General features: G+C 57.3%; 7 protein-coding genes. All 7 read left to right on the forward strand.

Annotated features, from left to right (window positions below):
• Positions 1-33 precede the first annotated feature (33 nt).
• Positions 34-1,233, forward strand: coding sequence for a winged helix-turn-helix domain-containing protein (locus VQ071_RS26935; RefSeq protein WP_340517647.1), 1,200 nt, complete (start codon positions 34-36; stop codon positions 1,231-1,233).
• 47 nt (positions 1,234-1,280) lie between these two features.
• Positions 1,281-2,027, forward strand: a complete 747-nt coding sequence (gene map, locus VQ071_RS26940; protein ID WP_340517649.1) for a type I methionyl aminopeptidase — start codon at positions 1,281-1,283, stop codon at positions 2,025-2,027.
• Between the two features lie 206 nt (positions 2,028-2,233).
• Positions 2,234-3,115, forward strand: a complete 882-nt coding sequence (rarD, locus tag VQ071_RS26945) for an EamA family transporter RarD (RefSeq protein ID WP_340517651.1) — start codon at positions 2,234-2,236, stop codon at positions 3,113-3,115.
• 519 nt (positions 3,116-3,634) lie between these two features.
• Entirely contained in the window at positions 3,635-6,640 is a 3,006-nt protein-coding gene (locus VQ071_RS26950; RefSeq protein ID WP_340517652.1) for a hybrid sensor histidine kinase/response regulator, read from the forward strand.
• A 4-nt stretch (positions 6,641-6,644) separates the two neighbouring features.
• Positions 6,645-7,763, forward strand: a complete 1,119-nt coding sequence (locus VQ071_RS26955) for a response regulator (protein ID WP_340517654.1) — start codon at positions 6,645-6,647, stop codon at positions 7,761-7,763.
• 88 nt (positions 7,764-7,851) lie between these two features.
• A complete protein-coding gene (locus tag VQ071_RS26960; protein ID WP_340517656.1) occupies positions 7,852-12,300 on the forward strand; it encodes an S-layer homology domain-containing protein in 4,449 nt (1,482 codons plus the stop codon).
• A gap of 383 nt (positions 12,301-12,683) precedes the next feature.
• Positions 12,684-14,592: immunoglobulin-like domain-containing protein (locus tag VQ071_RS26965; RefSeq protein ID WP_340517658.1), on the forward strand; the 1,909-nt coding region annotated here is incomplete at its 3' end.

Here is a 14,592-nt window from a genome sequence, read left to right on the forward strand (position 1 = left end):
CTGAATAATGTTATCGAAGGGCAGCGCGACTAGATGAGCAAGTACCGATTGACCAAGAAGCAGGTGCGAAGGTTCCTTTTGTTAAAGCAAGGGCTGCTTGGAGCGTACAGGTTCGAGGACAAGGAAGGGATTTGCGAGTTTGTGAGCCAGGCCGGCTGCATCCAGTTCGACCCGATCGACGTGTGCGGCAAAAACGCCGAGCTTGTGCTGCAATCCAGAGTTGCGGGATTTACGAAGACGATGCTCGGGGAACTTCTATATAAGGATCGCAAGCTGGTCGATTATTTCGACAAGCAGCTCGCAATCATCTCAATAGCGGATTGGAAGTATTTTGAGAGAACACGCGAACGGTACCGTCTCCGCGGGAGAAGCCGGGACAAGATCGATTCCGTTGCCGAGGAGGTCAAGCGGTTCATACGGGAGCGGGGGGCGGCTTGTTCCAAGGATATCCCGCTGAAGGAGACGGTAGACTGGTCTTGGAGTCCGACGACGTTATCCAGAGCGGCGCTAGAGTCGCTTTATTTTCGCGGGGATTTGATCGTTCACCACAAAAAAGGAACGATCAAATACTACGCATTGGCTGAGGCGCATATTGTCCCTGCTATCTTAAGGGCAGAGGACCCGAACAAATCGGATGCGGACTTTGTGAAATGGAGGGTAATGCGCCGTATTCGGTCCGTCGGGATGTTGTGGAACAAGCCTTCCGACGCATGGCTCGGCATCGAGCCGATGAAGGCGCAAGCCCGCAAGGATGCATTTGCCGCCCTGTTGAACGAGGAGGCGATCGTCCCGTGCACCGTCGAAGGAATAGCGGAACCGCTCTATATCGCCCTGGAGGACGAGCCTCTCCTGCAGGCTGCGCTGTCTTCAACGGCTGTATATGAACGTCGCGTAGAATTTCTTGCTCCGCTCGATAACTTCCTGTGGGATCGCAAGCTGATAAAGGCGTTATTTGATTTCGATTACAAATGGGAGATCTACACCCCGATCGCCGCGCGGAAATACGGGTATTATGTGCTTCCGGTTTTGTATGGAGAAGCGCTTGTCGGACGGATCGAGCTGGTTGCAGACAAGAAGGCGAAGCAGCTCAGGCTGGTTCACTTCTGGCCGGAGATCGGGGCAGAGCCGGACGAGACGTTCCGCCGGATGCTGCGCGAGCGGATATATCGTTTCGCGGCTTTTAACGGGTGCAACGAAGTCACAGAAGGCACCGTCGTTGGAAACGATATGTAGTGTTCATGTGTGATACAATAACTTCAATTGAAAAATGGAGGGGTTTTATGACAGTAGGATCCCAGAACGATATTGATCGCTTGAAGGAAATCGGCAAAATCGTCGCCATGACGATTCAAGAAATGAAGCGCCATACGCGTGTCGGAATCACAACGAAGGAACTCGATGAGATCGGCGGTCAGTTTTTGAAAAAGCATGGCGCCGTACCGGCGCCTAAAGCGACATACAACTTTCCCGGCAACACATGCATCAGCGTTAACCATGAAGCCGCTCACGGAATACCGGGAAGTCGCATTCTCCGCCCCGGCGATTTAATCAACATCGATGTTTCGGCGGAGATGGGCGGTTATTATGCGGATGCAGGGCATTCTTTTGTGCTGCCGCCGTTCAATCCGTCCTTGCTGCGTCTGTGCGAGTACACGCATCAAACGATGATGAAGGTCATCTCCTCGCTAAAGCATGGCGTTAAACTGAACGAAATCGGAAGGCTGATTGAAATGGAGGCCGCCAAAGGCGGCTACCGCATTATTAAAAATCTGTGCAGCCACGGTATCGGAAAATCGCTGCACGAGAAGCCGACAGAGATTCTCCCCGTATATAACAAGCACGATAGGCGCGTATTAACCGAAGGTTTGGTCATTACGATCGAGCCCTTTTTATCCACCGGTGCAGACTATGTCCTCGAGCAAGCCGACGGGTGGACTTTATGCGTGCCGGACAAAGGCTATGCGGCACAGCACGAGCATACCATCATCATCACGAAGGATCGGCCCATCATCGTGACCGCAGCATAATCGCCCGGATTGTCATGACAATTAGGGGCGGTGCACAGCTCAAACGGCCGCTGCCCGTTGGGGGGCGTATACGCCAAGTCTCCTGGTCAAGCGATATCGCGCGGAGAGGCTGCACGGATGCGCCTGACAATAATTTCCTTTGCTTAAGCATGACCCGAGGCGTATAATCCGTTCAGATATCGGAGCCTAGAAGCGGGGAAATGGTTATGAACAACGGGTTGGTCAATGCGGTTATCGCATATATCATGTGGGGAATTCTCCCGCTATATTGGAAGCTGTTCAACGAGGTGCCGGCAGGCGAGATTCTGTCGCACCGGGTTGTCTGGTCGTTCGTCTTCATGGGTATTCTCGTCGCCGCCCAGCGCCGCTGGGGCGATATGAAGCGGATTGCGGCCAGCCGCACGCTCATGCTGTCGCTCGCCGCCAGCGGACTGCTGATCGCCGCGAATTGGCTCATCTTCATCTGGGCGGTCAACAACGGCCATGTCGTCGAGACCAGCCTCGGCTATTATTTGAATCCGCTGCTGAACGTGCTGCTGGCGGTCGTCTTCCTTCGCGAGAAGCCCAACCGCGGCCAATGGCTCGCGATAGCCATCGCTGGCGCGGCGGTGCTCATCATCGCCATCGACTACGGCCGGTTCCCGTGGGTCGCGATCTCGCTGGCCGCGTCGTTCGGGCTGTACGGCTTCGCGAAGAAGAAGATTATGCAGGACGCTTCTGTCGGCTTGCTGTCGGAGACGGCCGTCGTCCTGCCCATCGCGCTCGGCTACTGGATCTACCTGGCCGCCGCGGGCAAGACGACGGCATGGACGCTGCCTGCGTCCACGTTCGTCGAGCTGCTTCTGTCCGGCGTGGTGACGGCGCTGCCGCTGCTCTTCTTCGCGAGGGCGGCTGCCCGGATGACACTGTCCACGCTCGGCTTCGTCCAGTACATCGGGCCGACGATCATGCTGTTCCTGAGCGTATTCGCGTTCAAGGAGTCGGTCTCGCCGGTGCTGCTCGTCGGCTTCGCGCTCATCTGGACGGCGCTTATCGTATATGCCGCGTCATCGGTTCGCGGCACGAGACTCGCCGCGAAGACGAGCTGAAGGCAATGGCGCTCCGGCGTCGGGGGCGGACCGGGCAACAATCCGGGCTCGCCGGTAGCGGAGGAGCGCGCTGGGGTCGACGAGCATTCCAAGGACATCCTTCGGTTGGCGCATGATTGCGAGTGCCCTACCGTCATCTTTCTGGCCGGCTGGGCCGTATTCGGTACGTCGCAGACCCCGTTCGCTGAAGGCGATTATGGAGAAGGCCGACTGGAAGACCGGGTAAGAACAAGCGGTCTGCAACCGGCCGCCGGACTGCAGCTAATGACCAAGCTAAGCCCTTTGCTGGCTTGGCTTTTTTTGTACGCCCGGCACGGGCGCCATCTCCAGGGTGCCAGTCCCGAACGTAGTCTGGCGAGCGACTGCCGCAGTCAAGGGTGCCGCCGCGAGGCCGAATCTGAAGGCGGGCTTCCGGAAAAAGATTTTTCTCCGCAGCCATTCATTCATTGACGGCCGTTAACAGCCGATATTGTTAGCATCGCTTGAAAAGATGGTGAAGCTGTGATTAGGAAAAATGCATTGTTGCTCGGAATGATCGGGTTGTTCGTTATCGTTACGATCGTGAACGTATTTCAATGGCTTAGTCCCGCGACGCAGGCCGTGAGGGCGAGCGGCGGATTGCTGGATGCGACGCATTGGGACTTTGCGAAGCAGGGCGTCCTCTCGCTGCGCGGGGAGTGGGCGTTCTACGAAGGGAAATTGCTGGGACCGGAAGACTTTCGAGCCGGCCGGATCGATGGCCGGCCCGTTCAAGTGCCCGGCGGCTGGAAAAACAAGCTGGCTTCGGCGGACAAGAACGGCTATGGCGCCGGTACGTACCGGCTGCTCGTCCGCACGAACGAAGCCGCATTGTACAGCATGCGGGCCAAAAAAATCCGCATGTCCAGCCGCATCTTCATGAACGGCGTCGATCTGGGCGGCAACGGCCGTCCCTCCTTGTCTGCGGAAGGCTTCGTGGCGAGCAATGCGCCGTTCTTCGGCACCGTCCAAGCCGATTCGGGCACCGTCGAGATTATCATTCAGGTAGCCAGCTTTAACTACCTGGAGGGCGGGATGGTTCAGCCGCCCGAATTCGGGCTGGCGGACGATGTGATGAAGCGGCGCGACGATTCCAAGCTCGCCGATATGATTCAGACGACGATCCTGCTTGCGTTCGGACTGTATTATGCAGGCATGTTCAGACAGTGGCGCCGGGAACCGCATCTGATGCATTTTTGCCTGTTCTGTCTGGCGCTCGGACTGTTTTTCAGCATCGATAACGAAATACTGGCGCTTGATTTCTTGCCCGAATTGACGTTCCCGTGGCTTCAGCGGATGCTGTTCCTGCTGCCGCTTTTCTCCTTTTACTTCTTCACGCATTATGTGTACCGCTACCTGAAGGAAAGGGATAACGTTGTATTTATTTGGCTTCGCAGAGTGACTTACGCTTATCTGGCAACGATCCTGCTGCTTCCCAATCGCTACTTGATCAGCTTCCTGGACGTCGGGATCGCGATCGGGGCGGCCGCCTTCGGGACGATGCTCTATGCCGTCTTTCGCAGCCGCAGCCGCGGCCGCGGCAGCCATAGCAGCCACTATATTATGCTTGGCATCTTCTTTTTGTTCGCCAGTTGGCTCTATGCGCATCTGCGTTACCAGCTCGCGCTGGACAATCCCTATTATATGGTCGTGACGCCGGCGCTGCTCGTCTTGTCGCAGGCGCTGCTCATGTCCGACGAGCTTCAGCAGAGCTATCGAAGAAGCGAGCGGTTATCCGAGCGCTTGCTGCGTTACGACCGCCAGAAAGACGAGTTTCTGGTGAAAACTTCGCATGAGCTGCGAACGCCGCTGCACGGCATCGTGAATCTGTCGCAGGCGCTGCTGGACAACCGGACGGTTCCTCTTCAGGCGGAGCATCGAGACAATATACACATGCTGCATCTGCTGGGCAGACGACTGGCGGGACTCGTGCACGATATTCTCGATCTGAACCGGATTCGTCACGGACAGCTCCTGATCCGTACGACATCGGTCAATTTGGGTCAATCGGTCCGGTTCGTCATGGAGACGCTGTCCATCTCGCCGGTCAACAAAGAGGTGCGGCTCATTAATGCGCTGCCGGCCAGGCTGCCGCTGCTCCTGGCGGACGAGAACCGGGTGAAGCAAATTTTGTACAACTTGCTGGAGAACGGGCTGAAATTCACGAAGCAAGGAACGGTGACCCTCTCCGCGGAGCGGAGGGGTGAAGCGTTGGCCATCTCGGTCACCGATACGGGGAGAGGGATTCCCGCGCATGAACTCGCCGGCTTGTTCCAACCGTTTGTCCAATCGGAGGAATTCGAGCAGGCCGGCGAGGGATTGGGCTTGGGGCTGAGTATCGCGAAGCAGCTGGCGGAGCTGCAAGGCGGCCGTTTGGAGGCGGAATCCACGGTAGGCGTCGGCTCGCGGTTCACGTTCACGCTGCCGATCGATCTGGCATCGGAGGAGGCGGCTGCCGCAGCTGCCGAAGAAGAATTGCATTTGCCGTTAGTCGTGCCGATGCAGGACAATCAGACGGCTGAATTTCGCCTTTTGATCGTAGACGACGAACCGTCCAATCTGAAGGTGCTGATCGATGAAGTCTCTTCCATGGGATATGGTTATATGGCGGTCGGAAGCGGAGAAGAGGCGCTCGAAGCACTGCGGCGCCACCAGATGAAGCCTGACTTGTTGCTGCTCGATCTGATGATGCCGGGCATCTCCGGCCTTGACGTATGCCGGGAGATAAGGCGGCTGCAAGGACTTGCCGAGCTCCCGATTCTGATGATGACCGCCTCCGGGCAGACGGGCGATATCGTGGCCTCGTTCGCCGCCGGCGCGAACGATATCGTGCAGAAGCCGTTCGAGCTGGCCGAATTGCGGGCGAGGGTGCAATCTCTGCTGGCGATGAAGAGCTCCTCGGAGCGTGCGGTGCGGCGGGAGATGGATTTCCTGCAAGCCCAAATTACGCCGCACTTCCTGTACAACAGCATGAATGCCCTCGTCGGGCTTAGTTATAAGAACGTAGACAAGCTCAGGGAAACGATTCACCACCTGACGACTTACTTGCGGGCCAAGTTTACCTTTGTTTTCTCGGAGGAGCTCGTTCCGTTCGAGCGCGAGATGGAGTTGGTCAAGGCGTATTTGGCGATCGAACAGCTGCGGTTCGGCAGCAGGCTGACCGTCGAGATCGAGATCGAGGCGGATTTCCGATGCATGCTGCCGCCGCTGACGCTGCAGCCCATCGTAGAGAACGCGGTGCGGCACGGCATCGGGCCGAGATCGTTCGGAGGCACGCTGCGGATCTCCGCATGCAGGCGCGGCGGCGGTGCCGAAATAACCGTGGCAGACGATGGCGTCGGCATCGGCGAGGAGCTGTTGCGCGTGCTGCAAGAAGGACGGGCCGCCGGGGTCGGCGTCGGCAACGTCAACCGGCGCCTGCAGCTGGTATGCGGCGGCGGATTGGACATTCATAGCGGCGACGGTACAGGCACGCTGATCAAACTGCAAATACCGGAGGCGAGATAAAGCAATGGTCAGGGCGATATTGATTGACGACGAGGAAATCGCGCTCGACGTGATGGAGATCTTGCTCCAGGAGATCGGCGGGGTTGAGGTGCTTGGCAAGTTCAGCCTCGTGTCCGATGCGATCGCGCAGGCGGATGGGATGCTGCCGGACCTGATCTTCCTCGATATCGAGATGCCGGAGACGAACGGGCTGGCCGCTGCGGCCAAGCTGCTCGGGAGGTTTCCGGACGCGGATATCGTGTACGTAACCGCTCACAGTCAGTATGCTGTGGACGCATTCGATACGAAGGCGATCGGGTATCTGCTGAAACCCGTAGCCAAGAACCGGCTCGTCGCCACCTTGGAAAGGCACGCGGAGCTTCGCGAAAAGGCGGCGCGACGGGTCCGGGCCGGAAGCTTGACGAGCGGCCAGGCCGGCGCGCAGTCTCCCGAGCCCTCCAGACGGACGCTGTCTCTGAAGCTGCTCGAGAGCATGGAGCTTTACGATGCCGACGGCCGATTGATTACCTGGCGGACGAAAAAGACGAAAGAGATGTTCTGTTATTTGTGGCACCATGGGGGAACCCCCGTGTATCGGTATCGCATCCTCGAGCATCTGTGGCCGGAATTGGATGCCGAACGCGCCCAAGCGCTTTTTCATACGACGATGTACTACGTGCGGCATATGCTGAAGTCCGCGGGCTATCCCGAGATGATCGGTTCCGGAGACGAGCGTTATTGGATGCGCACGGACGAAGTGACCTGCGACGTGACGCGGCTGGAAGCATTGATCGGGACGGGGAGTCTGGCGAGCGATGCGGAGGAGCTGCTGTCGCTCTATCGCGGCGATTATTGCGAGACGGAAAATTACGGTTGGGCGAATAGCAGACGATACGAGCTGCGAGCGGCCGTCATCCGTCATCTGGAGCAATGGACGGAGCATGCGGCCGACGATTCGTTGAAGGAACGCATGCTGCGCAAGCTGATCGAACTGAATCCGTACGAGGAAAAATATTACGACCGGCTGGCGCTGCATTTGACGTTCCTGGGGGATACTGCGGCCGCGGACAAGGTGATTTTTGTTAAAAAAACGGCGTTTCGGACCGATCTGGGACTGAATGTCGTCGACAATAACCGCGATTAATCGATTTTGTTTGGAAAATGTTTAGTGCCTTATTGTTACTATTCTCCCATTGCAACCTACGATTTTATTGCAGAGAGGGAGAGATACCTTGCAAGCACGATCAATGTTCCGTTTGTTGTCCAGAATAAAGCTTCAACTGCTGCTGGCCGTAGCGCTGGCGATTCCGTCCATCGCGGTGGCCGGCACCGCGAGCGCGGATACGGGTTCGACGGGTACGTTCTCCGGCACGCTGCTGGCAAGCTGCGAGTACAAAAGCAGCATGTTGGACTGGAGCACAACCGCTTCTTGTCCGGACACGATGTCGATCGGCGCAAATGAGGTCAACTCGTTTGCGGGCGTACTCAAGTTCGATCTGAGCGGTCTCGGCGGAACGGTGCTCGAGGCCGATCTCAAATTGTATATAACCGCTAATAATGCCGATCAAGAAGCCAGTCCCGAGCTGACGATCTATCAGCATGACGGGACCTGGACGCAGCCGACGACCTCAGTGGCGGATCGGCCTACTTACGGCAGCGGATTGCATGCGCGAGCGGTTGCCGTAACTGAAAAAGACGGCGCATGGATGACATTCAATATTGCGTCGCTGGTGCGCGACAGCATCAATAAAGGAGAAACCGAACTTGTTCTCGTATTGGTGAACATGAGGTGGGATGCTGCGGGACAGCGGATTTTCCAATTTACATCGTCCGGCGCGAATAGCCCAAAGCTGGATATCTCCTATACGACATCTCCTGTTCAACTGCCGGCCCCGCATTCGCGAATTGCGGCAGGGGACGGATTTACGCTGTCGCTGCAGGATGACGGTACGGTCGAGGCGTATGGTTGGATTAAAGGTCGCAAGATCGAGGTGCCCGAGAGCCTGACCGGCGTGCAGTCCGTGTACGCGTCCAGGCTCTGCGGCTATGCGATCAAGACTGACGGGTCTATTGTGGCCTTGGGCGACGGCTGCACGGTTCCGGCCGATGTCCCGGGCGGCAATGTCGTCGGACTCGTACTTGACGGGAATGCCCCTGCCGTCTTGAAGAATGACGGGACGATGATCAGCTGGGGATCGGGACAGTACAAGATGCCCGAGGAATGGGAAACCATCTATGGACCGTTCAAGTCCGTCTCGGGAGGATATAGCCATGCGGCCGCACTGACATGGGATGGCGATGTTGTCAGTTGGGGACAAGCTTCGATGGGGGCGACGTCAGTGCCCGAAGACCTGCCGGAAACGGTAGCCATCGCTTCTGGCGTCAATCATACGCTGGCGCTCCTTGCGGACGGCAGTGTCAGACTATGGGGTTACTATGGCGTGGAACGCCCGCCGGAGGACCTGCCTAAAGCAGTGGCGATCGGCGCGAACGAGAACTACTCTGTGGTGGTTACGGCTGACGGGTCTGTCGTCGTATGGGGGGACGACCGATTGCAGCCGCCGTCCGGGCTTAGCGGCGTCGTAGCCGTCGCGGCGGGGAGTTCGCATATCGTCGCTCTGAAGTCGGACGGCACCTTGGTCGGATGGGGGATCAGTCAACGTGGCGAGACGGTAACGCCGGCGCCGTCCGTAAGCGGGTTATCCTGGTCGGCCGGCAGCGAGATCGGCACGACGACGGCGAGTATCGCAGCCGGGAGTCTGATCGACGAGAACTACGGCGAGCTGACGCTGAAATATCGGATCGGCGCTCCCGGCAGCGTCAGACATCCTTATATCGGCGAAGATCCGGCCGAGCTCGGCTACGACACGGAGCTTCACACCGGCGACGAGTTGACTATCCCTGCGGGACAGCATGTCTATGTCATGGCGGAGTACGAAGAGAAAGACGAATACGACAGCACCGCGGTCGGCATCAGGAAAGTCGCCTATTGGTCGGACATTAAGCCTGTCGTAGCGATGGCGCCTCCTGAAGCGCCAAGCGTGAGCGCCGACGATGCGGCCAACGCGATCGTCGGTCTCACGACAGCGATGGAGTTCCAGGTCGATGACGGAACTTACGTGAGATACGACGGCACGAATGCGCCCGATCTCTCCGGCGCGCATACGGTCAAAGTCCGAGTCGCGGCCGATCCGGCAACGGGAACGCCAGCCGGGGCGGAAGCGACGCTGAGCTTCACGGCGAATCCGCCGGCCCCGGCAGCGCCAAGCGTGAGCGCCGACGATGCGGCCAACGCGATCGTCGGTCTCACGACAGCGATGGAGTTCCAGGTCGATGACGGAGTCTATGTGAGATACGACGGCACGAATGCGCCTGATCTCTCCGGCGCGCATACGGTCAAAGTCCGAGTCGCGGCCGATCCGGCAACGGGCACGCCCGCCGGGGCGGCAGCTACGCTGAGCTTCACGGCGAATCCGCCGGCCCCGGCAGCGCCAAGCGTGAGCGCCGACGATGCGGCCAATACGATCGTCGGTCTCACGACAGCGATGGAGTTCCAGGTCGATGACGGAGTCTATGTGAGGTACGACGGCACGAATGCGCCCGATCTCTCCGGCGCGCATACGGTCAAAGTCCGAGTCGCGGCCGATCCGGCAACGGGAACGCCAGCAGGTGCGGCAGCGACGCTGAGCTTTACGGCGAACCCGCCTGCCCCGGCAGCGCCAAGCGTGAGCGCGGACGATGCGGCCAACGCGATCGTTGGCCTCACGACAGCGATGGAGTTCCAGGTCGATGACGGAGCTTACGTGAGATACGACGGCACGAATGCGCCCGATCTCTCCGGCGCGCATACGGTCAAAGTCAGAGTCGCGGCCGATTCGGTAACGGGAACGCCAGCGGGTGCGGCAGCGACGTTGAGCTTCACGGCGAATCCGCCGGCCCCGGCAGCGCCAAGCGTGAGCGCCGATGACGCGGCCAACACGATCGTCGGTCTCACGACAGCGATGGAGTTCCAGGTCGATGACGGAACTTACGTGAGGTACGACGGCACGAATGCGCCTGATCTCTCCGGCGTGCATACGGTCAAGGTCAGAGTCGCGGCCGATCCGGCAACGGGAACGCCAGCGGGTGCGGCAGCGACGCTGAGCTTCACGGCGAATCCGCCGGCCCCGGCAGCGCCGAGCGTGAGCGCCGATGACGCGGCCAACACGATCGTCGGCCTCACGACGGCGATGGAGTTCCAGGTCGATGACGGAACTTACGTGAGATACGACGGCACGAATGCGCCCGATCTCTCCGGCGCGCATACGGTCAAAGTCCGAGTCGCGGCCGATCCGGCAACGGGAACGCCCGCCGGGGCGGAAGCCACGCTGAGCTTCACGGTGCCGTCAATATACGTACCGCCGACGTCCACCCCATCGACGCCGCAAAATCAGGGAGTCGACGTCCTCGTCAACGGCAAGGCGGAAAGCATAGGCGCCGCCACAACGTCAACGAGAAGCAGCCAGACCGTAACGACCGTAATCGTGGACGAGAGCAAGCTTGAACAAAAGCTTGCGGCAGAAGGCCAAAAGGCCGTCTTAACGATTCCGGTTAACAATAAGTCCGATGTCGTAATCGGACAACTTAGCGGTCGAATGGTCCAGAGCATGGAGCAGAAGCAAGCTGTTATTGAGATCAAGACGGAGCGTGCAACCTACACGATTCCGGCACAACAGATCAATATTGGCGCGATCTCCGAGCAACTCGGCAAAACAATCGATCTGAAGGATATTACGATTCAAATCGAAGTGGCGGCTCCAAATGAAGATACCGTGAAACGAGTGGAGAGCTCGGCTAAAAATGGCGATTTTTCCATTGTCGTTCCACCCGTTGACTTCATCATCAGAGCCGTCTCCGGGGATCGAACGATCGAGGTTACCCGTTTTGAAGCCTATGTAGAAAGAACGATCGCGATCCCGGACGGTATAGACCCGAATAAAATAACGACGGGTATCGTCGTGGAACCGGATGGAACGGTTCGTCATGTGCCTACCCAAGTCGCTGTTGTCGGAGGCCAATACTTTGCGACAATAAACAGTTTGACGAATAGTACCTATTCCATTGTCTACAACCCGATCGCGTTCGACGATGTGGAGCGGCACTGGGCGAAGACGGAAGTCAACGACATGGGCTCAAGAATGGTTGTCAATGGCACCGGCAATGGATTATTTAATCCCGATCAAGCGATTACGCGGGCCGAGTTCGCTGCTATTATCGTTCGTGGCTTGGGCTTGAAGCTGGCTGACGGCAATACTTCATTCAGCGATGTGCAAGCGACGGATTGGTTCAGCGGGGCTGTTCAAACCTTGTATCAGTACAAGCTGATCGACGGGTTCGAAGACGGAACCTTCAGACCTGCGGATACGATTACTCGCGAACAGGCCATGAAGATCATCGCTCAAGCGATGGTGCTGACCGATCTCAAATCCAAGCTCTCCTCAGAGGGAGCGGCACAAGCGCTACAACCATTCGCAGATGGAAATACAACTGCCAAGTGGGCCAGAGCTGGCGTGGCGGACGTGATTCAGGCGGGCATCGTTACGGGCAGAAGCAGCACGATGCTTGCCCCGAAAGCGAATGTTTCAAGAGCGGAAGTCGCGGTGATGATTCGGAAATTGCTTCAAACCGCAGGATTGATCTAAGAAATGCAAATAAGTTTTATGCACGGCTGGAATGGAATTGTTGGTTGGAAAGGTTTAAATCGGAGGCATCAGAAGTATTAGGCTTCGAAGCCGATGAGCCTAAGGATGGATTTTTGTAAGGATGAGAGGAGTGAAATTTTACTAGAGTGTCCCGATGATGCGGACTTGAGTCATCGGGACCTTTTGCGCGATTACCCGACGCTAGCGTCGGTGGCGTTTTTGAGCATTAAAGTAGTTCATGAGGTTCGATCGTAGGACATATGCAGGGGGATTTAAGCGATTGACGTTTAGAAGTCACGTGGTTATATGGGTCAACTAGGAAATTGCCATGTCAGGGCAGAGATTGACAGCTCCAACAAGATATTAAGTAGGATACAGAAGTGATGAAAGAAGGGAAGACTTACATGTTACGTAGATTTTCAACTGGGTTGTTTTTATTAATGCTGGTTTACGTTGTCCAGCCGTTCTTGTATGGTCACACGGCCAACGCAGCGGGGACGGCAATGGCAGGTGCGGGAACCGTTAACGATCCGTACATCATTACGGACGCCGATCAACTCGATAGCGTCAGGCTAAAACTTGGTTCATCCTATAAACTCGCTAACGATATCGACTTGAGCAGCTATTCCAATTGGGAGCCGATCGGAAATTCAACGAATGCTTCTTTTAAAGGGCGGCTTGACGGAGCTGGTCATACGATTACAGGTTTGACTATTAATCGCCCAGGCGAGCAATATGTCGGGTTGTTCGGCTTGTTGGATTCACCTGGGAAAATTGAAAATTTAAAGCTTGTAAATGTGAACGTTACAGGCGATACAGACATTGGTGGAGTCGGCGGATTAGTAGGTAAAATTTACGGCACACTCAGCTATATTTCTGTCAGCGGGCAAGTAGCGGGAACTCGTAATGTCGGCGGAATCGTGGGGGATAACTATGGGAAAGTTTCTAATTGTTTCTCCAGCGTTAAAGTCACGGGTACCGGTGTCGGCACCTATATCGGCGGAATAAGTGGGTATGGCAATAATAATACCCTTATTGAGAATAGTTATGCTACCGGAGACGTTACGGGCATCGGTAGCGTTGGCGGCATCATCGGGAGACACTTTCAGGGGAAAGTTGTAAACAGTTATGCCACAGGCAAGGTGAGTGGCTCTTCCAAGCTCGGGGGGATTATTGGAGATAATGGTGGAGGCACTGTAACCTCCAGTTTTTACGACAAATCCACCACAGGACGAACGGATACAGGAAAAGGCGATCCGAAAACGACCGCTGACATGAAAACAAAAGCTACGTTTACCAGTGCCGGATGGGACTTTGACACAGTCTGGGCGATAAGTAGCGGAAATTATCCGACTCTTCAAGCGCCGGTGACAGACGACGACGCGGTAGCCAAAGACAAAAACGCGCTGGCCATCGGCTATGCAAGCGGCGACAGCGAAACGAATGTGACGCAGAACTTGACCCTTGCGGCTGCGGGAGCAAGCGGCACCACCATCACTTGGTCCTCCAACGCTTCGTCGGTTATTGCCAACAACGGCACGGTCATCCGCCCATCTTTTACGGCGGGAGATCAAACCGTCACGCTGACGGCAACGATCAAGAAGGGCAGTGCAACCCAGACCAAACCGTTCACCGTCAATGTGAAGGCATTGCCTGAAACCGATGCGGAGGCTGTAGCGAGTGCCAAAGCCGCACTTGTCATCGGCTATGCGACAGGTGACTCCGCAACCGGCGTGACGCAGGACGTCACGCTGCCGACTGCGGGAACGAATGGGACAACCGTTACTTGGGCGTCGAACCGCCTAGCGGTTGTTGCCGCTGACGGTACCGTAACCCGCCCAACCTTCACTCAGGGCAACCAGTCGGTCAAGCTCACCGCGACGATCGAACGCAACGGCGTCAGCGATACGCGTGAATTCTCAATCGAAGTGCTTGCCGCCGCGCAGACGGATGCGGAAGCCGTTGCAGCGGACAAAGCCGCACTTGCCATCGGCTATGCGACAGGCGATTCCGCAACCGGCGTGACGCAGGACGTCACGCTGCCGACTGCGGGAACGAACGGGACGACCGTTACTTGGGCGTCGAACCGCCTAGCGGTTGTTGCCGCCGACGGCACCGTAACCCGTCCAACCTTCACTCAAGGCAACCAGTCGATCAAGCTCACCGCGACGATCGAACGCAACGGCGTCAGCGATACGCGTGAATTCTCAATCGAAGTGCTTGCCGCCGCGCAGACGGATGCGGAAGCCGTAGCAGCGGACAAGGCTGCACTTGTCATCGGCTATGCGACAG

The organism is Cohnella sp. 56 (genome assembly GCF_037963805.1).
In the GTDB taxonomy this organism is placed as follows: domain Bacteria; phylum Bacillota; class Bacilli; order Paenibacillales; family Paenibacillaceae; genus Cohnella.